The 20,778-nt window shown below is 67.6% G+C and carries 11 protein-coding genes; 4 read left to right on the top strand and 7 right to left on the bottom strand.

The window, feature by feature from the left end:
• Positions 1–22: 22 nt before the first annotated feature.
• The 6 genes from XCSCFBP4642_RS0105385 to XCSCFBP4642_RS0105355 all read right to left on the bottom strand — a co-directional run bounded on the left by XCSCFBP4642_RS0105385 (position 23) and on the right by XCSCFBP4642_RS0105355 (position 9,461).
• Entirely contained in the window at positions 23–1,075 is a 1,053-nt protein-coding gene (locus tag XCSCFBP4642_RS0105385) for a sensor histidine kinase (RefSeq protein ID WP_029218894.1), read from the bottom strand.
• 4 nt (positions 1,076–1,079) lie between these two features.
• Complete coding sequence (locus XCSCFBP4642_RS0105380; protein WP_029218893.1) at positions 1,080–1,748, bottom strand: alpha/beta hydrolase; 669 nt, start codon at positions 1,746–1,748, stop codon at positions 1,080–1,082.
• A gap of 376 nt (positions 1,749–2,124) precedes the next feature.
• Positions 2,125–4,062 (bottom strand): glucans biosynthesis glucosyltransferase MdoH, encoded by a 1,938-nt coding sequence (gene mdoH, locus XCSCFBP4642_RS0105375; RefSeq protein WP_029218892.1) that lies wholly within the window; start codon positions 4,060–4,062, stop codon positions 2,125–2,127.
• A gap of 756 nt (positions 4,063–4,818) precedes the next feature.
• On the bottom strand, positions 4,819–6,453 hold the full coding sequence (locus tag XCSCFBP4642_RS0105365) for a M28 family metallopeptidase (protein WP_084624725.1): 1,635 nt from the start codon (positions 6,451–6,453) through the stop codon (positions 4,819–4,821).
• Between the two features lie 301 nt (positions 6,454–6,754).
• Positions 6,755–7,735: a GGDEF domain-containing protein gene (locus XCSCFBP4642_RS0105360; RefSeq protein ID WP_029218889.1), complete on the bottom strand. Its 981-nt coding sequence runs from the start codon at positions 7,733–7,735 to the stop codon at positions 6,755–6,757.
• Positions 7,736–7,973: 238 nt separating this feature from the next.
• The gene (locus XCSCFBP4642_RS0105355) at positions 7,974–9,461 is read right to left on the bottom strand and encodes a SulP family inorganic anion transporter (RefSeq protein WP_029218888.1); all 1,488 of its coding nucleotides are present in this window, start codon (positions 9,459–9,461) and stop codon (positions 7,974–7,976) included.
• 201 nt (positions 9,462–9,662) lie between these two features.
• Between XCSCFBP4642_RS0105355 and XCSCFBP4642_RS0105350 the strand changes: the two genes are divergently transcribed.
• Positions 9,663–11,087, top strand: coding sequence for a glycoside hydrolase family 5 protein (locus XCSCFBP4642_RS0105350; protein WP_029218887.1), 1,425 nt, complete (start codon positions 9,663–9,665; stop codon positions 11,085–11,087).
• Between the two features lie 270 nt (positions 11,088–11,357).
• On the top strand, positions 11,358–13,490 hold the full coding sequence (locus tag XCSCFBP4642_RS0105345; RefSeq protein WP_029218886.1) for a methyl-accepting chemotaxis protein: 2,133 nt from the start codon (positions 11,358–11,360) through the stop codon (positions 13,488–13,490).
• Positions 13,491–13,829: 339 nt separating this feature from the next.
• Here XCSCFBP4642_RS0105345 and XCSCFBP4642_RS0105340 read toward each other — a convergent pair whose 3' ends face one another.
• Positions 13,830–16,493 carry a PAS domain S-box protein gene (locus XCSCFBP4642_RS0105340; protein WP_152527226.1) on the bottom strand — a complete coding sequence of 888 codons (2,664 nt, stop codon included), beginning with the start codon at positions 16,491–16,493 and terminating at the stop codon, positions 13,830–13,832.
• Positions 16,494–16,790: 297 nt separating this feature from the next.
• Here XCSCFBP4642_RS0105340 and XCSCFBP4642_RS0105335 point away from each other — a divergent pair, with 297 nt between their 5' ends.
• Together XCSCFBP4642_RS0105335 and XCSCFBP4642_RS0105330 are read left to right on the top strand one after the other, a co-directional pair.
• Positions 16,791–19,670, top strand: a complete 2,880-nt coding sequence (locus tag XCSCFBP4642_RS0105335) for a M16 family metallopeptidase (RefSeq protein WP_029218884.1) — start codon at positions 16,791–16,793, stop codon at positions 19,668–19,670.
• Between the two features lie 133 nt (positions 19,671–19,803).
• Positions 19,804–20,745 (top strand): GAF domain-containing protein, encoded by a 942-nt coding sequence (locus XCSCFBP4642_RS0105330; protein WP_029218883.1) that lies wholly within the window; start codon positions 19,804–19,806, stop codon positions 20,743–20,745.
• The last annotated feature ends 33 nt before the right edge of the window (positions 20,746–20,778 follow it).

The following is a 20,778-nucleotide window of genomic DNA, read 5'->3' as shown; positions in this document are numbered from 1 at the left end:
CCTACGCTGCGGTGACGCTCCCTCACGGCAGCGGCAATGTGATCTCGCAGGCATAGTAGCCTTCGGCCCAGCTGGCCGCCATCCGTGCCCCGGCACCGAACTGGAACGCCAGCCGGTGCGAAATGCTGGCCTGGGCGTGCCCGGCGCCGGCAAGCAGCGGCGCCTGGGTTCCCGGCTGCGGGGCCGGGTTGACGATACGGATCTGCAGCTGGCTGCCGCGCTGGCGCAGCGACAGGTACAGCGTGCCGCCCTCGGGCATGCGCGAGACCCCGTGCAGCACGGCGTTTTCCACCAGCGGCTGCAGCACCAGGCGCGGCATCGGCAGCTCCCACGGCAACGGCTCCTGGCGGTGCCAGCGCACCTGCAGGCGCTCGCCCAGGCGCAGCGATTCGATCGCCAGATAGCGCTCGGCCAGCTCGCATTCGGCGCGCAGGCTGGACATGCCCTCGCCGGCGCCGAGCGCGGCGCGGAACAGGTCCGACAGGTCCAGCACCGCCTGCTCGGCCACCACCGGGTCGCGGCGCAGCAGGCTGGCGATGAGATTCATGCTGTTGAACAGGAAATGCGGGCGGATGCGCGCCTGCAGCGCATCCGCCTCGGCGCGGGCATTGGCCTGCACCTGCGCCTCCCAGCGGTCGCTGACGTAGAAGTAGCGCAACGCCAGTGCGGTGATCAGCACCACGGTGGCCGCGCTGCCCAGGGTGAACCGCCAGAAACCCACCAACGGGCCCAGCGGTGCCTGGTCGAGCGCCGCATACAGGGCGTGCACGATCCCGGCACCGAGCATCGCCACCACGGCGGCGATCGACAGCGCGGCCAGCCCGCCCAGCCGTGGCGGCAGCCGCGACAACGCGGGCCGCAGCACGCACAGCAACACGCTGACCGCCAACGCCAGCCATAGCGCCAGGCCGCTGGCGGAGACGAAGCGCGACAAGGTGATGCTGCGCGCCGCGCCGGCGTCCGGTACCAGGGTCACCACCAGCACCACCAGCTCGGCCAGCCCCAGCATCGCGCCCAGCCGGGGCAGCCGGCACAGGTCCGGCATCCAGGCGATCTGTGGCGCGCTGGCGGCCATGGGCTCAGGCAGCGGTCAAGCGCGCCTGCATCCAGTCGCGCAGGGCGTCGATCTCTTCAAGGCAGACCTGATGGCCCATCGGGTAGCTGTGCCAGTCCAGCGCGAAGCCAAGCGTACGCAAGGTCTGCATGCTGGCCTGGCCAGCGGCGAACGGCACCACCGGGTCGGCGCTGCCGTGGGCCATGAACAGCGGTTGGCTGGTGGCGGTCGGCTGCAGCTGGCTGGCGGCGGCGGCCGGGTCCGGCAGATAGGTCGACAGCGCGATCAGCCCGGCCAGCGGCACGCTGCGCTGCAGGCCCACCGCCAGGGTCACCGCGCCGCCCTGCGAGAAGCCGGCCAGCAGGATGCGCCCGGGCGCGATGCCGCGGGATTGCTCGTAGGCAATCAGCGCCTGGACCTGGGCCACCGATTCGGCGATGCCGGCCTTGTCGGCACGCTGGGCGAAATCCATACCCACGATGTCGTACCAGCCGCGCATGCGCACGCCGTTGTTGATGGTGATCGGGCGGATCGGCGCATGCGGGAACACGAAGCGCAGCGCCGGCCAGTCCGGGCGCACCAGTTCCGGCACCAGCGGGGCGAAATCGCTGCCGTCGGCCCCCAGGCCATGCAGCCACAGCACGGTCCATTGCGGGTTCGGTCCGGTCTCGCGTTCGATCACTTCCAGCATCATCCAGCTCCGTTCGGGGGCCGGGCATTATGCCTTGCGCACCGGGCCTGCCCGATCACGCCGGGGTTCGACTGCGCCGCCTTGCCGTTGATGGGGTGCCGGATGTGCCTGGTATCGCCATCCGGGCAGCTGCTGCGCCGTGAATCATTACGGCAACGGGGGATGCACGCACTGCCCAGAGCGCACTGGCGTGGCGGCCACTCAGATCGGCGATGGCCTGCAGCTGCGACGTGGCTCGGGCGCGCGCAACCCTGCCCGGGTCGATGTCGGAAGGACTTGCTCTGGATGCTGGCGTGGCACAGCGCCAGCTGTAGCGACACAGCGAGGCCGGCGGTGCCTGATGCACGCGTGCTGACACGGGCCAGCATGGCAGGGTCGCTCAGATCAGCGACGGTTCCAGCGCCGCGGCGCGGCGCAGTTCTGAAGCGCGCATCAGGACCTTGGGCGGATCGAGCTCTTCGGGGATGCAGAAGATGCCGGCGCGGCGCAGTGCCAGGCCGGAGCGGCGCAGCGAGGTCAGCGCCACCACCGGGATCGACACCGCCATGCCCACGATCACCGGCGCCATCCACGCTGCCAGCGAAGGCGAGACGGTATAGGCCACCGCGCCCATGAACACACCGAACACGGTCAGCCCGCCGTAGCTGCGCAACAGCGCCGGCCACGACAGCTTGCCGTCGTCGCGCACCTGCGCGTCCCAGCCCGAATCCTTGCCGGCCAATACTTCGAACACCCCGCGCGATTGCAGATACATCACCACCGGCGCCATCAACGCGGCCAGCACGGTTTCCAGCACAATGCTCAGCGCGGCGCGAATGGCACCGCCGCAGGCACGCAGTTCGCGCGGGTTGAGCAGCAGTGCGATGTAGCCCAGCAGCTTGGGCGCCAGCAGCACGAACATGGTGCAGATGAAGATCCAGATCGCACTGCCCTGGCTGCTGCCGTGCCAGTAGCGCGCCGGCGAGAACGGCAGGTCGCCTGCCAGGTCGATGCCGCCGCCAGCCAGTGGAATGCCGATGCCGATCAACATCAGCAGGCCCCACATCGGGGCGGTGAAGTAATGGCCGATGCCGATCAGCATGTGCATGCGGCTGATCCAGTGCAGCCCCTTGGCGCTCACCACCTTGGCATGCTGCAGGTTGCCCTGGCACCAGCGGCGGTCGCGGATCAGCAGGTCGGTGAGCGTGGGTGGGCCTTCTTCGTAGCTGCCCTGCAGGTACGGCACCATGTGCATGGCCCAGCCGCCGCGCCGCATCAGCGCCGCTTCGACGAAGTCGTGGCTGAGCACGTGGCCGCCGAACGGCTTGCGCCCGCGCAGCGACGGCAGGCCGGCATGATCGGCAAACGCCTGGGTGCGGATGATGGCGTTGTGCCCCCAGTAATTGCTCTCGGCGCCGTGCCACCAGGCCACGCCGAAGGCGATGATCGGCCCGTACACGCGCCCGCCGAACTGCTGCATGCGGGCGAACAGGGTCTGCCCGTTGACTACTGCCGGCAGGGTCTGGATCAGGCCCACGTCCGGGTTGTTTTCCATGCCCGCGACCAGCCGCACGATGGTGTCGCCGGTCATCACGCTGTCGGCGTCCAGGATCAGCATCTGCGCATAGCTGCCGCCGAAGCGACGCACCCAGTCGGCCACGTTGCCGGCCTTGCGCGCGGCATTGTCCGCACGGCGGCGGTAGAAGATGCGCCCATGCCCGCCGACGCGGTCGCACAGGTCGTTATAGACCAGTTCTTCGGCGCGGCCGATGTGCTCGCGGGTGGTGTCACTGAGCACGAAGAAGTCGAAGTGCTCCAGCAGGCCGGTCTCGGCCACCGATTCGTAGATGGCCTGCAGGCCGGCCAACAGCCGGCGCGGATCTTCGTTGTAGGTGGGCATCAGCAGCGCGGTGCGCGAGCGCAGCGTAGGCAGTGGCTGCTCCGGGTCGATGCCGAGCTTGCGCCCGGCACGCGCCACCACGGTGACGAAACCGGCCACCGCGCTGGCGAAGGACATCGCAATCCAGGCGAACAGCAGCACGAACAGCCCAACCAGGCAGCCTTCCAGCACGCTGATGCCATCGGGCCATAGCACGCTGAGCATCACCCACACCGCCACGGCGGTGGTGGCGAAGGTGCCGCCGATCAGATAAAAGCGCCGCACGCCGATGCCGACCGGCGCGGTGCGCTGATGCGGCACCTGCAGACGGCCTTCGCGCAGCGATTGTTCGGGCATCGCCAACGGCGCTTGCGGCGGCAGCGTGGGCTGGCCGGCATCGAGCGCGGAGACGGTGGGACAGTCGGTTGGTGCGGGGGAAAGGGTCACGGTACCGTCCATCAGGGCTGCCCGTCGCACAAGCGCGACAGTGTGGGCGGAAACGGGAGATGCATCGCGGCAACGCGTCGCGGCGGCGCCCTGCGCGCGGCGACGGGAGCACGCCTTGCGGTGTGCAGATACAACGCGGGATGGGCAGCTTTGGAACCACTCCGATGCACAAGCTCTCCTGGCGGCGACGCAACGTCGCGGCTCATCCTAAAGAATCGTCCGTTAAAGGAAACAAAGACTATGGTGCGGTCTTCGCCCCTCCCCACGAGGACCGCGCGGCAGACTACGCCGTGACAACCGAACGCAACCCCAACAGATTGCAGGCCGGCGCGCACACTGGCACGGCCCGCCGGCCCTGCTGTTACAGCCATCGATGCAAGCAATATGCCAGCAACCGCGCGGCGGCCTGCAAACGGCTGCGTGGATCAGCGCATGCGCCCGGGGCATGCCGTGCCACCGGATACGCCGCAGGTGCCTGACGCACCCCCTGCCTGTGCTGCTCGCACGGGTCCACAGATTCGCGCGCAGCGGTGCCAGTGCCACACATGTCGAGTGCCGTCGCGCGCGGATGCGGCCTGGCCACCACCAGGCAACCCGGCAGACCGCCATACCGCCCGGGGCTGGCTCTGTAGACGGCACCGGCGTTGGCGGCGGCCAACTGCAGGACGCGCCGTTGGCGCCACACGCTGCCAGGCCAGGCCCCGCCTGACTGCCAGCGCGCGGCACCGAGGCCACGCCGTGTCGGCATGGCCTCACCGCTGATGCGGACTACTTGCGTGCCGCCTCGCTGGCATCGCGGGTGGCGCGGAACTCCGAATCGCTGCTCCAGTTCGGCCACTGGCGCGAATCGGCCAGCTGCTGGCCCAGCGCGTACAGCACGCCCAGGTCGCGCGCGGCGCCGGCGAAGGTCCAGTCCGGCGTCCACTCATCGCCCTGCTGGTGATAGCGCTTGGCGGTGTAGTCGTCGGATGCGGCCTTGCCTGCGGCCACGCCGCCCACTTCCCAATCCTGCCCGGCCGCATACGACAGCGCCGGCACGCCACGCTTGGCGAAGGAGAAGTGATCGGAACGGAAGAAGTAACCGGCCTGCGGCTTGGGATCGGGGGTGTAGCGCAGCTTGGACTGCGCGGCCACGGTCTTGAGCTGGTCGAGCAATTCGAGCTTGGCGGTGCCGTAGATGCCGAAGTCGCGCGAGGGCACGAACGGGTTCATGCCGTCCATGTTGATCACCGCCACGGTGGTGTCCAGCGGGTACAGCGGCTTGGAGGCGTAGAACTCCGAGCCCAGCAGGCCCTTTTCCTCGGCGGTAACCGCCAGGAACACCACCGAGCGCTCCGGCCTGGGCGCCTTGGCGAAGCCGCGCGCCAGTTCCAGCAAGGCGGCGGTACCGCTGGCGTTGTCCAGCGCGCCGTTGAAGATGGTGTCGCCGCGTGCGTCCGGCTTGCCGACGCCGATGTGGTCCCAATGCGCGCTGTAGATCAGCGTCTCGTTGGGCCGCTTGCTGCCCTCCAGCCGCGCCACCACGTTATGCGAGGTGATCACCTCGGAGGTGACCTGGTAGCTTGCGCTCAGGCCCTGGCCCTTGAGTTCCACCGGCTTGAAGCCGCGAATCTGCGCCTGCTTCTTCAATGCGTCGAAATCCAGGCCGGCGCGCTTGAACAGCGTGGCCGCCAGATCGCGCTGGATCCAGCCTTCCAGCGTGGGATGCGCCGCGCGCGGGTTGTCGCGCACCACGTCGAACATGGTGTTGGTGTTGGAACTGGCCACGGTGTCCCAGCCGTAGGAAGCCGGCGCGGTTTCGTGCACCACCAGCACGCCGAGCGCGCCCTGGCGTGCGCCCTCTTCGTACTTGTAGGTCCAGCGGCCATAGTAGGTCATGCCGGCACCGTCGAAGGCGCCCTTGCCGGTTTCGAAGTCCGGGTCGTTGATCAGCACCACCGCGATCTTGCCCTTCAGGTCCACGCCCTTGAAGTCGTCCCAGTCACGCTCGGGCGCCTTGACGCCGTAGCCGACGAACACCAGCGGCGCGTTGGCGATGTCGACCTTGGACGATCCGTCCAATGCGGCGCGGATGGCGATCTCCTTGCCCTGGGTCAGCGGCTGCGCCTTGCCGGCATCGGCTAGCGCAATGGTCGGTGCACCGACGATATCGGCGCGCCGCAACGGTACCGCCTGGGTCCACAGGCGCTTGCCATCGGCGAGATCGCCGCCAGGCTGCAGGCCGGCATCTGCGAACTGCTTGCTCAGGTAGGCAATGGTCTTCTCTTCGCCGGCGGTGGCCGGGCCGCGGCCTTCGTAGGCGTCGGAGGCCAGTTCCTTGACGTCGCGCGAGATGCGCGCGCCATCGAACGTCGGCGCCTGCGCCATCACCACGGTCGAGACCGCCATCGCCAGCAGGCCCATCGTCACGGTCTTGCCGGCACGCTTGATCACAACTCGCTTCACTGCAGCACCCCAGGTGTTATCCGAACAGCCCCCGAGTGTAGCCACTGCGGCCGGGACCTGCTGGCGGTGCAGTGAGGTGCGATCCGTGCCGACGGGTTTGCTGCATGCGGACACGGCCTGTCGTGCTGGCGTAGCGTGGCTGCGCGCAGTCGTCAGGATCCTGCGCCAAGCGCGAGGACCACGGTCTGCGCGCAGGCCACCTGGATCAGGCACACAGGCGCGCCAGCCCGAGGTTGCGCAATGGACATGATTGCCGCGCTCAGAACAGGTCGACGCTGCCGACCTGCTGGGCGAGCTGCTGCATCTGGCCGCTGGCGATCAATTCGGCATACACCGCCGCGCGATTACGGCCGTGCTGCTTGGCCCAGTACAGCGCCTTGTCGGCCTCGTCGAGCATCTGGCTGATCAACCGGCCATGGGTCAGTTCCACGATGCCGGCGCTGAGGGTGACCTGGCCCACCTGCGGGAAGTCGTGCCCGGCCACCGCCGCACGGAAGCGCTCGAACAAGCCGACCGCGACATCGCGATCCACACCGCGCAGCACGATCACGAATTCCTCGCCACCGAACCGGAACAGCAGATCGTCCCGGCGAAACGCACGCTGCATCAGCTGCGCCACCAGCAACAGAACCTCGTCGCCATACAGATGGCCAAAGGTGTCGTTGACGCGCTTGAAGTGATCGATGTCCACGATCCCCAGCCACACGCCCTGCGGCGCTGCCGCCTCGGCGCTGCCGGAGAACAGCGGCAGGATCACATCGTCGAAGGTCTTGCGGTTGCGCAGGCCGGTCAGCGCGTCGCGCTGGGCATCGTCGAGCAGGCTGCGGTAGTTCTGGAAGAAACGTGCGAAGCCTTGCAGCATCGCCTGCTCGGCGGCACCGGGCGCGCGTGCGCTGCCCACCCGCAGGCAGGTGCGGATGCCGCGTGCTTCCATCATCGGGTAGACCAGCAGCGCGCGGCCGTCCTGGTGCAGCTGCACCATCTCGCCCGCGCCATGCACATCGGCCAGCTGGGCACGCAGCTGCGTATCCTTCAGCTCGGCCACCGTCAACTGCAGCCGGCCATCGTCGCGCAGCCGGGTTTCGGCCATGCTGCGGCCGTCTGGGGCGATGCGCAGCAGCGACAGGTCGTCGGCGGCACAGACCTCGCGCATGGTGCGCAGCAGGCTCAGGTCGAGCAGATCGGCATCGCGGATGGCGGTCATGTCCACCATCCGCTCCAGCAAGGGCGCGGTACTCATCGGCGCCTCGGCCCACATGCAGACGCAGACCTTGCGTGCCGGGTGGGCACGGCTGGCAGACAACGGGAGTGGCAACGCACAGGCTTCACGACAGCGACCGGCAATCAGGATGCCGGTTCATCGGCGTGGGCCACGCAAACTTGAGGTCGTTGGACGGCCACGCTCAGCCAACGGCCAGCCCCCTTGCGCAGCGGACAAAACGCCCGCTGCGCCTGGCACTCGTAGCGCCCGCACGGGCTCAGGGCAGCGCCGATTCCAGCGCGTCTTCGCCCAGCGCATGCGCCTGCATCAGGCGCCGGCTGCCGGCATTCACACCACGGACCCGAACCTCCAGATCGTGGTGCCGCAGCCGCTGCACCACTTTGTCCAGGGCGGCCACGGCGGTGATGTCCCAGAAGTGCGCACGGCTGACATCGATCACCACGCTGCGGCCGGGCACCTGGCGCGCATCGAAGGCGTCGATGAACACGTCGGCCGAGGCGAAGAACACCTGCCCGCGCACGCTGTAGGTCCGCACGCCGTCTGCACCATCGTCGTGCGTGATCTGCAGCAGCGCGGCCACCTTGAAGGTGAAGAACACCCCGCTCAACACCACCCCCACCGCCACCCCGGCGGCCAGGTTGTGGGTGGCCAGGGTCACCGCCACGGTGGCCAGCATCACCACGCTGGAGGTACGCGGATGGGTGATGAGGGTGCGCAGCGAACGCCAGTCGAAGGTCTCGGCCGAGACCATCACCATGATCGCCACCAGCGCGACCACCGGTACCTGCGACACCCACGGCTTGAGCAGCACCATCAGGATCAGCAGGAACACGCCGGCAAACAGCGTGGACAGCCGGCCACGGCCGCCGTACTTCACGTTGCCCACGGTCTGCCCGATCATGCCGCAACCGGCGATGCCGCCGAACAGGCTGGCCGCCGCGTTGGCGATGCCCAGCCCGGTGCACTCGCGGTTCTTGTTGCTGGGGGTGTCGGTGAGCTCATCGACCACGCGCGCGGTCATCATCGACTCGAGCAGGCCCACCATAGCAATGGCCAGCGCCGGCAGCGCGATGATGCGCAAGGTCTCCAGCGTCAGCGGCACCGCCGGCCATTGCAGGAACGGCAGCGCAGCGGGCAGCTTGCCCAGGTCGGCCACGGTCTTGAGCGGCAGGTGCAGCACGCTGCCGGCGATGGTCAGCAGCGCGATGCACAGCAGGGGCGAGGGAATCGCCGACAGCCCGGGCACGCGCAGGCGCGGCAGGCCGTAGATGATCGCAAGACCCACCCCGAGCATGGCCCAGGTGGCGAGGTTGGCGCCCAGCAGATGCGGCAGCTGCGCGGCGAAGATCAGCACCGCCAGCGCATTGACAAAGCCGGTACGCACCGAACTGCTGACAAAGCGCATCAACACGCCCAGCCGCAGCAGCCCGAACGCGATCTGCACCGCGCCAGCCAGCAGGCCCGCGGCCAACAGGTACGGCAAGCCGTGCGCAGCCACCAGCGGCGCAGCCACCAGGGCTACCGAGCCGGCCGCAGCGGAAATCATCGCCGGGCGTCCGCCACACAACGCAATCACGATGCCGATGACGAAAGACGCGAACAACCCGACCTGCGGGTCCACACCCGCCACGAAGGCGAAGGCGATCACCTCGGGAATCAGCGCAAACGTGGCGACTGCACCGGCCATCAACTCGCGCGCGGGCGAAGCGCGCCACTGCGCCAGTTCGGCACGCAGAAGGGACATTTATGGACACTCCATGGACAAAAAGGACAGAAAGTAGGCATCCACTACCCAAATAGTGTGGTCCAAACGAACGCTTCCGATGTGACTGGTGCGGCAAAGCATTTTTTTGCGGAAGAGATCACGCCTCTTTCGGAGGCCTCGGACCAAGATGCCCCCCTCACTGGGCTCGGGTGTCGAGTCCGGTTATCTAGGGAGAAAACCATGTCCGTCTTCAGGACTGCAAGTACGCTCGCACTGGCGACCGCGATGGCCCTGGCCGCCGCGCCGGCCTTCAGCTATTCCATCAGCAACAACAAGGTTGTCGACGACAGCGGCAAGGTGGTTCAGCTCAAGGGCGTCAACGTGTTCGGCTTTGAGACCGGCAACCATGTCATGCATGGCCTGTGGGCGCGCAACTGGAAGGACATGATTGTCCAGATGCAGGGACTGGGCTTCAATGCGGTGCGCCTGCCGTTCTGCCCGGCCACGCTGCGCAGCACCACCATGCCGACCAGCATCGACTACAGCCGCAACGCCGATCTGCAGGGCCTGACCTCGCTGCAGATCCTCGACAAGGTGATCAACGAATTCAATGCGCGCGGCATGTACGTGCTGCTGGATCACCACACCCCCGATTGCGCGGCCATCTCCGAGCTCTGGTACACCGGCTCCTACACCGAAGCCCAGTGGCTGGCCGACCTGCGCTTTGTGGCCAACCGCTACAAGAACGTGCCGTACGTGCTCGGCCTGGACCTCAAGAACGAACCGCACGGCGCCGCCACCTGGGGCACCGGCAACGCCGCCACCGACTGGAACAAGGCCGCCGAGCGCGGCTCGGCTGCGGTGCTGGCAGTGGCGCCGAAGTGGATCATTGCGGTGGAAGGCATCACCGATAACCCGGTGTGCTCGATCAATGGCGGCATCTTCTGGGGTGGCAACCTGCAGCCGCTGGCCTGCACCCCGTTGAACATCCCCGCCAACCGCCTGCTGCTGGCGCCGCATGTCTACGGCCCGGACGTGTACGTGCAGTCGTACTTCAACGACAGCAACTTCCCCAACAACATGCCGGCCATCTGGGACCACCACTTCGGCCAGTTCGCCGGCAAGTACGCGTTGCTGCTGGGCGAATTCGGCGGCAAGTACGGCGAAGGCGATGCGCGCGACAAGGTCTGGCAGGACGCGCTGGTGAAATACCTGCGCAGCAAGGGCATCAACGAAGGCTTCTATTGGTCGTGGAATCCCAACAGCGGCGACGCCGGCGGCATCCTGCGCGATGACTGGACCACCGTGCGCCAGGACAAGATGACGCTGCTGCGCACCCTGTGGGGCGCGGTGAGCAGCACCACGCCGACTCCGACACCTACTCCCACGCCGACGCCGACGCCGACGCCCAGCGGCAGCTTCAGCACCAAGGTGAGCGTGGATAGCCAGTGGAACGGCGGCTACTGCAATCGCGTGCAGGTCACCAACACCGGCACCGCCAGCGGCACCTGGGCGATCTCGCTGCCGGTCACCGGCACCGTCAACAACGCCTGGAACGTCACCTGGTCGCAGAGCGGCAGCACGCTCAAGGCCAGCGGTGTGGACTTCAACCGCACCCTGGCCGCCGGTGCGACGGCCGAATTCGGCTTCTGCGCGGCAAGCTGATGCAATAAGGCGGGCACGCAGTGCGTGTCCGCCATTGTGGCGTTCATATCGATCGCCGGATCGACGCACATGACCTTGTAGGAGCGCCCCCGGGCGCGATGAAGCGTTCTCGATAACGCCCCATCGCGCCCGGGGGCGCTCCTGCATTGCATCCGTCGCAGGCGGACGCTGCCGCAATCGGCATTCAACCGGCATGTGAATCAGCCGCTATTCATGGCATGGCGCCCTGCGCGCGTTCTGGATGCTGTTGCCATGCTCGTTGTCTCCCTGTTGCGTCGTCACGTTGCCAATCTCCCGCTCACCCGCAAGTTCGTCCTGTTGTGCACGCTGCTGACCGTTGGCGTGATCCTGTTGGCGGTCGCCGCCGCGCGCCTGCAATACCTGGACCTGATCGAGGCACGCAAGCTCGGCGTCAAGACCGAGGTCGAGATGGGGCTGACCGTGATGCAGCACTACGCCGACAAGATCAAAAGCGGCGAACTCACCGCTGACCAGGCGAAAGAGGCTGCGCGCGCCACCCTGGCCGACATGCGCACCCACGATGGCGTGGACTACTTCTTCATCGTCGATCCGCAGATGCGCATCCTGATGCACCCCAAGCGCCCGGTCGGCACCGACATGACCGACTACAAGAGCGATGCCGGGCAGTACGTGTATCGCGACATCAAGACCGCCATCGACAGCGGCGACGGCTTCAGCTATTACGACGCGCCCAAGCCGGGCAAGAAGGAACAGCTGCCCAAGATCAGCTATGCCAAGACCTTTCCGGCGTGGAACTGGGTGTTGGTGATGGGCGTCTACGCCGAAGACATCCAGCTGCAGGCCTGGGGATTCACCCGCATGCTGACCCTGATCGGCGCTGCGTTGGTAGCGATGGTGATCGGCGTGTGCTGGCTGATTGCCTCGGCCATGGCCGCGCCGTTGCGTGCAGCAACCCGCACTGCCGAAGCGATCGCCTCGGGCCGCTTCGATAACGCTATCCGGGTGGAATCGCGCGATGAAACCGGCCAGCTGATGCACAGCATGCAGCAGATGCAGACCCAGCTACAGCGCTTCAATGGCGAGATGCAGACCATGATTGGCCTGCAGCAGGGCGAGAACATCGCGCACCGCATTCCGGAGGATTTCCCCGGCGATTACGGCACATTGGCACATGGTGTGAACACCGTGGTGTTCGAGCACCTGGATGCCATCAACGAGGCGATGGATGTCATGAGCGAGTATGGCCGTGGCGATCTGCGCCGCGACATGCGCCGCCTGCCCGGCCAGCGCGCGGCCCTGCATGAGGCGCTGGATACGGTCAAGCGCAACCTGTCGGCGATCAACGGCGATATCGCGCGTCTGGCCGATGCGGCCGCGCGTGGCGACTTCTCCGCACGCGGCGAGCAGGGGCGCTACCAGTTCGCATTCGCGGAAATGGTGCAGGCCTTGAACCGGCTGATGCAGCAGGCCGATGCCGGTCTGGACGATGTGGGCCGCATCATGGCCGCGATTGCCGATGGCGATTTGTCACAGCGGGTGGAATCGCATTACGAGGGCGCCTTCGGGCGCCTGGCCGACGCCGCCAACCGCACGGCGATCCAGCTCACCGGCATCGTGCAGGGCATCCAGCATTCGGCCGAGATGATCAATACCGCCGCCGGCGAGATCGCCAGCGGCAACGCCGACCTGTCCACGCGCACCGAGAACCAGGCTGCGAACCTGGAAGAAACTGCCGCCTCGATGGAGGAACTAACGTCCACCGTGCGCCAGAATGCCGACAACGCACGCCAGGCCAATCAGCTGGTCAAGGGCACCGGCGATGTGGCCGAAAGCGGCGGACGCGTGGTGCAGGACGTGGTCACCACCATGCAGGCCATCACCCAGGCCTCGGCGCGCATTTCCGACATCATCGGAGTGATCGACGGCATTGCCTTCCAGACCAACATCCTGGCCTTGAACGCAGCGGTGGAAGCTGCGCGTGCCGGCGAACAGGGCCGCGGCTTTGCGGTGGTGGCGACGGAAGTGCGTGCACTGGCGCAGCGTTCGGCCGGTGCGGCCAAGGAAATCAAGCAGCTGATTTCCGACTCGGTGGAAAAGGTGGAACAGGGCTCGGGCCTGGTGCAACAGGCCGGCAGCACCATGACCGAGGTGGTCAGCTCGGTGAAGCGCGTGACCGACATCATGGCCGAGATCACCGCCGCCAGCACCGAACAGAGCGCCGGCATCGAACAGGTCAGCACCACGGTGATGCAGCTGGACGAAATGACCCAGCAGAATGCCGCGCTGGTGGAGGAAGCCACGGCAGCGGCGCGCAGCCTGGAAGACCAGGCGGCGGACCTGGCGCGCGCGGTGGCCGTGTTCCGGCTGGCGCCGGCACAGCCTGCGTCCACGCCGCGCCACGGCGCCGCTCAAGCCGCGTAATGCCTGGCGGGAAACGGCGATTCCAACACGTGCCAAAGCCCCTCTCCCGGCGGGAGAGGGGTTGGGGTGAGGGTGCCCGGCAGCCGGGGGGCTTCGACACACACACGAGATGCAGTGCCGAACAAACGAGATGTGGCGACCAACAAGCCCTCGCACAGGCAATCGAGAAGCACTCATCGGCAATCGAAACGCGTGTATCGCTCGTCCAGACATGGGCGGCCGCAATCACCACATCAGCTGACGCACCCTCATCCGCCCTTCGGGCACCTTCTCCCCCATAAAGAAGAACGATGTTCCGTGGGAGCAGGAACCGCAACGCACCGCAAATGACCGCTCACTTCAACGCGTTGCGTCGCGGCCGTTCATCGCGGCGTTCGTGCTGCCACGCGCGTTCTTGGCGGCATACATCGCCTCGTCCGCGGCATGCATCAGGCTGGCGGCATCGGCCTGGTCGCCGTGCTGCCAGGCCACGCCGATGCTGGGCTGGATCGGTAGCCGCTGCTCGCCGAACATGGCACCTGCCGCAGCCGCGTGACGGATGCGCTCTGCCACCGTGGCGCAGTCCGCCTCAGGCGCCTGCAGGTTGTCCAGCAGCACCACGAATTCGTCGCCAGCCAGGCGCGCCACCAGGTAACGCCCCTCCACCGCGCGTTGCAGGCAGCGACCGAACTCCACCAGCACTGCATCGCCGGCACGGTGGCCGTAGGTGTCGTTGACGCGCTTGAAGCCATCCAGGTCGAGAAACATCACCGCCACCGCCCGCTGCAGGTGATGCGCCTGCGCCACCGCGGCCTGCAGTGCCTCGGTCCAGGCATGGCGATTGGGCAGGCCGGTCAGCGCATCGCGGGTGGCACGCTCGTGCATCAGTCGGTGTAGCGTCTTGTGCGCGGTCACGTCCTGCGCCATCAGGAAGAAGCCTTGCGTGCCGGCACGCGAACGGCGGGTTTCCGGTACCAGGGTGATCTCCACGTCACGCGGCGTGCTGCCAATCCGCAGCACATGTTCGAAGCTGGCACGCTGTCCGGCCGCCACCTGTGCCAGCGCGGTGCGGGCGGGAACGCTGAGCGCTGCGCCGAGCAGATGGGTGATGGGCATGCCGACCAGACTGGCGGGCTCCACGCCCAGCCAGTCGCGGTGCGCTTCGTTGGCAAACAGGCAGCGCTGGCTGGCATCGAACTGGCTGACCAGCGCCGGCGTGGCATCGCTGATGGCCCGCAGCCGCGCTTCGCTTTCGGCCAGGCGCTCGGCGGCGACATGGCGTTCGGTGACATCCTGGATCTGAGAGACGAAATGCACCGGCGCGCCACTGCCGTCGCGCACCAGCGACACCGACAACTGTGCCCAGATCACCGCGCCCTGCTGGCTGATGTAGCGCTTGGCCAGGCTGTAGCTGTCGCGTTTTCCGTCGATCAGTTCCTGCACCAGCTTCAGGTCCATATCCAGGTCTTCCGGATAGGTGATCTGCTGGAACGTGGTGCGCAGCAATTGCTCGCGCGGATAGCCCAGGATGCTGCACAGCGACGGATTGACGTCGCGCCAGGCGCCGTCCAGCGACACGATGGCCATGCCCTGCGGCGCGGTTTCGAAGGCGCCGGCAAACCGCTCGGCGGCCAGCTGCGCGGCCGCCTGCGCCTGCAGCTCGGCGGTCACGTCGATGGCCATGGCCAGATAGCCGGCCAGGCCCTGCTGCGCATCGTGGATGATGTTGAAGCACAGGCGCACGCGGCGCAGTTCGCCATCCTTGCGCACCAGGGTCCACAGTTCCTCGCGCAGCATGTCGCCGGCTGCGGCTGCAGCCAACTTCACGTACGACGGAGGCGACAACGCCAGGGTCGCCATATGGCGTTCGAGCTCGGCCTGCAGATGGAACCGCGCCGGGCCGCCACCCAACACCTCGTCGGCGGCGTAACCCAGCAACTGTTCGGCACCGGGATTGAACAGCTCGATCCGGCCCTGCGGATCGAAGGCGATGATCGCCACGTCCTGCGAGGCGTCCACCAGCGCCTGCAGCCGCGCGCGCTCGGCCGACAACGCCGCCGAGGCGTCCTTGAGCTGGGTGATGTCGTGCATCACGCACACCGCGCCCAGCGCGGTGCCCTTGTCTCCCACCACCGGGTCCGCATTGCACAGCACGCTGCGTGCCGGCTGGCCGGTGGCACGGATCACCAGTTCGGCATTGCGCACATGTTCGCCGCGCCACGCGCGCACCAGCGGGATGGCATCGGTGGGCAACAGGCTGTGTCCATCGGCGGCGTACAGATCGAAATGCTGCGCCCACTGCGCCGGCGGCAGCACGCGCGGGTCGGTGCCGTGCCATTGCCGCGCGGCATGGTTGAACTCGCGCAGCAGGCCGTCGGTACCGCAGGCCACCACGCCGTCGGGCATGGCTTCCAGCAACATGCTCAGGGTCTGCCGCTGTGCCTGCGCGACCAGGCGGTCGCGCCGGGCTTCCAGCTGATTGACGGCCTGTCGCGCCAGCCGGATCAAGGCCTGCTTCTGATTCTCCTCGAGCACGCGCGAGCGGGTGCTGAGCGTGCAAAGGGTGCCGTAGGCATAGCCTTCGCGGCCGATCAGCGGCACCCCCGCATACGAGCGCACGCCCGGCGCCGTGGTCACCAACGGGTTGTCGACGAAGCGCGGGTCGGCCTCGGCATCGGGCACTTCCATCAGCTCGGTGCCCATCACCGTGTACGAGCAGAACGACACGCTGCGCGGCGTGCCTTCCAGGTCGGTGCCGCAGCGCGCCTTGAACCATTGCCGGTCGGCATCGAGCAGCGACACCAGCGCCATCGGAGCGCCGGTGACATGCGCCGCCAGCCAGGCGATGTCGTCGAATTCGGCTTCGGCTTCGGTATCGAGCACCTCCAGCCGACGCACCGCGTCCACGCGCAAGGCGTCGTTGGCGGGAATCGGCACGGGCGGCAACAAGGCGGTCATGGGATGGTCGGCAGGTGACGTCGGGGCAAGGTAGGTCGCCCCAAGTAACGGCGAGGCGATGGCCAACTTAAGCGCTCGCGACTGTGCCCGCTTCCGCGGACCCGCCGGCCTGCCGGCACACGGGGCCGGCCGCGACCTCCCGCCGCGTACACCTCCTGTCGCGGCGGTGGCGTCGACCCGCCCGGCCTTGCGGCCCGTTCAGCATCGTCGCGGTGGCAGCCGACCAGCGTGGGCCCGCGCCTGCGACCAGGCCACCGATGCCGGCTTCGCCCCCCGCCCCGCAGCATCCCCCTGCCCAAGCGCATTTGCGGCCCCGCCAAGCAGCCACTACCCTCGGCCGATTGCCCTGTTCTGGAGTGTCACATGCTGCGTCCGCTGTCCCTGTTGATCGCCGGTGTGCTCGGCGTCGCTGCCGGTACCGTTGCCCCCGCCGTCGCGGCCGCCCCGGCCAGCCTGTCCAAGCCCGCGGCCAGCAGCGCCATTCCCGACATCGCCTATACCCGCTTCACGCTGCCCAACGGCCTGACCGTGGTGGTGCATGAAGACCACAAGGCGCCGGTGGTGGCGGTGAGCATCTGGTACCACATCGGCTCCGGCGACGAGCCGGCCGGCAAGACCGGCTTTGCGCACCTGTTCGAGCACCTGATGTTCTCCGGCTCGGAGAACAACAAGGGCAGCTTCTTCGCGCCGCTGGAAAAGGTCGGCACCACCGACATGAACGGCACCACCTGGTTCGACCGCACCAACTATTTCGAGACCGTGCCGACCACCGCGCTGGATACCGCGCTGTGGCTGGAATCGGACCGCATGGGCCACCTGCTCGGCGCCATCGGCCAGCAGGAACTCGACACCCAGCGCGGTGTGGTGCAGAACGAGAAGCGCCAGGGCGAGAACCGTCCCTACGGCCGCGTGGAACAGAACATCCTGTCCAACCTGTTCCCGGCCAACCACCCCTACCAGCACGACACCATCGGCTCGATGGAAGACCTGGACGCGGCCTCGCTGGCCGACGTCAAACAGTGGTTCAACGACAATTACGGCGCCGCCAACACCACCCTGGTGCTGGCCGGCGACATCACCGTGGCACAGGCACGCGCCAAGGCGTTGCAGTATTTCGGCGATATCCCTTCCGGCAAGCCGGTGGCGCGTCAGCAGCCGTGGGTGACCCCGCTGGCCGCACAGAAGCGCGGCGTGCAGCACGACCACGTCTCGCAGCCGCGCATCTACCGCACCTGGGCCGCCCCGCAACTGGGCACCGACGACATCATCCAGCTGGATCTGGCCACCACCGTGCTCGGCGGCGGCAAGACCTCGCGGCTGTACCAGCGCCTGGTCTATCAGGACAACCTGGTGGACGACGTCTCCGCCTCGGTTCAGCCGTTCGCGCTGTCCAGCCAGGTGCAGATCCAGGCCGACGTGAAGGATGGCGTGGACCCGGCCAGGGTCGAGGCGATCATCGACGAGGAACTCAAGAAGTTCATCGCCCAGGGCCCGACCGCCGATGAGCTGCAGCGTGCGCAGGTGGCCTACCGCGCCGGTTTCGTCCGCGGGCTGGAGAAGGTCGGCGGCTTCACCGGCAAGGCCGTGATCCTGGCCGAGGGCCAGGTCTATCGCGGCGACCCGGGCGCCTACAAGAAAGACTTGCAGCGCGGCCAGGCCGCCACTGTGGACAGCGTCAAGCAGGCCGCTGCCAATTGGTTCGGCAAGGGCGATTACCTGCTCACCGTGCTGCCGGCCGGTAAGGATTTCGACCCGGCCGCCGAGGACAAGGCGGTGGTTGCGCGTGGCGAAGAAGCCGGCAAGCCGGCGCCGAAGCTGCCGGCCGCAGGCAAGTTCAAGGTCACCGCCTCCACGCTGGACCGTAGCAAGGGCGTGCCGCAGACCGAGCAGTTCCCCGACCTGAGCTTCCCAAAACTGCAGCGCGGCAAGTTGAAGAACGGCGTCGAAGTGATCCTGGCCGAGCGCCACACCATCCCGGTCACCCAGGTGGAGTTGCTGTTCGACGCCGGCTACGCCGCCGACCAGGGCAGCAAGCTCGGCACCGCCAGCTTCAGCGCTGCGCTGATGAACGAGAGCACCGCCGCGCTGGATTCGGTGGAAGTGGCGCAGCGCCGCCAGCGCCTGGGCGCCATCACCGCGGTGGGCTGCGATCTGGACAGCTGCAGCGCCTCGCTGAATGCCCTCAACGACCAGTTGCAGCCGTCGCTGCAGTTGTTCTCCGACATCGTGCGCAACCCCGCGTTCAAGGCCGCAGACATCGAACGCGTGCGTGGCCAGTGGCTGGCCGGCATCGCCCAGGAAAAGACCAAGCCCACCAGCCTGGGCCTGCGTGCACTGCCGCCGCTGCTTTACGGCGACAAGCACCCCTACGGCATCCCGCTCACCGGCAGCGGCACCGAGGCGGCGATCAAGAGCCTCAACGCGCAGGATCTGCGGCAGTTCCACAGCCAATGGCTGCGTCCGGACAACCTGCGCATCCTGGTGGCCGGCGACACCACGCTGGCGCAGATCATTCCGCAGCTGGACGCCGCGTTCGGCGACTGGAAGGCCCCGACCAGCGCATTGCCGAAGAAGAACCTGGTCGAGGTGGCCGCGCAGCCCAAGCCACGCGTCTACCTGATCAACCGCCCGGACGCACCGCAGTCGGTGATCCTGGCCGGCCTGCTGGCCCCGTCCACCAAGACGCCGGACAACCTGGCGATCGGCGTGGCCGACGACGCGTTCGGCGGCACCTTCACCTCGCGCCTGAACATGAACCTGCGCGAGAGCAAGCGCTGGGCCTACGGCGCCGGCACCCGCATGCTGGATGCGCAAGGCCAGCGCCCTTACATGTTCTCGGCGCCGGTACAGACCGACAAGACCGCCGAGTCGGCCAACGAGATCTTCAAGGAGGCCACTGCGGTGATCGGCGCCAAGCCGCTGACCGGCGAGGAAATCGAAAAGATCAAGAACCAGCGCATCCGCGCCCTGCCCGGTAGCTTCGAAACCACTGGCGCGGTGCTGGGCGCAATCGAAGGCATCGTGCAGTTCGACCGTCCGGACGACTACGTGCAGACCCTCAAGCCGCGTCTGGAAGCGATCGATCAACCGGCGGCGCAGAAGGCCATTGCGCAGATCATCAAGCCGGAAGCGATGACCTGGGTGATCGTTGGCGACCTGAAAAAAATCGAAGCCCCGGTGCGTGCACTCAAGCTGGGCGAGGTGCAGGTGCTGGACGTGGACGGCAAGCCGGTCAAGCGCTGACGGCACGCACGCACCCCGCCTGGCTGCGCGCAGCCCGGGCGGGGGTGACCCGGCATCCCCGTTGTCGACGCTGCGTTATCGGTCGGCCCGGTTACGCTTGGGCACTGTCCATTGCAGGTGCGTGGCTCATCCGATGAAAGAGATGCCGAAGGCAGACGAAGCGTCCCGCCAGCAGGTGCTCGACGGTTATCGCATCGTCGACAGCCTTCCCGAAGACACCTACCAGGACATCGTGCAGGTGGCCGCCTCGCTGTGCGAGACGCCGATTGCGCTGATGTCGCTGGTGGATCGCGACCGCCAATGGTTCAAGGCCCAGCTCGGCCTGGGCCTGCAGCAGACCGACCGCAGCCAGGCGGTGTGCGACCACGCCATCCGCGAGCCCAGCACTCTGATGGAAGTGCCGGACCTGACCCAGGACCCGCGTTTCCGCGAGATTTCCGTGGTCACCGGCGACACCGGCGCGCGCTTCTATGCCGGCATGCCCCTGGTAACCTCCGAGGGCGTGGCGCTGGGCACCGTCTGTGTGTTGGACACCGAACCGCGCCGGCTCAGCGACATGCAGCGCACCGGCCTGCAGGCATTGGCGCGGGTCACCATGAACCTGCTGGATGCGCGCCAGCACGCCTTGCAACAGGAACACGCGGCCATCCTGCAGCCGGCCGCCGATGCGGCCGCGGCGGCTGCCGGCCAGGCCAGCAGCGACGATCCGTATCGCCTGGTGATCCTGGAGGTGCAGGAACTGGCCGCACTGGCCGAGCGCCAGAGCGAGCGCCTGCTCGGCCGCACCCTGCAGCAGCTGGACCAGTCCCTCGCCGCGCTGGTGCAAGGCCCCGGCAACAGCATCGACCGGGTGACCGACAGTGCCGAGTTCATCGCCGTGCTGCGCGGCCCGGATGCCGCGCACACCCTGCAGGCCCTGCGCGAGGTGGCCCAGCAGCAACACCCGCTGGGCCTGACGGTGTTGCTGGGCCAAGCGCACGCCAGCCGCGCAGACGAACCGATCGGGCAGGTATTCCTGCGCGCGGAAATCGCGCTGAGCGCAGAGAAGGATCGGTATCGCCAGCGTCTGGCGTAGGCCTGCCAACCGATCCCCGGCTGCGCGCACGTC

It is taken from the genome of Xanthomonas cassavae CFBP 4642, from assembly GCF_000454545.1.
GTDB classification, from domain to species: domain Bacteria; phylum Pseudomonadota; class Gammaproteobacteria; order Xanthomonadales; family Xanthomonadaceae; genus Xanthomonas; species Xanthomonas cassavae.
This window is presented reverse-complemented; position numbering and strand designations above follow the sequence as displayed.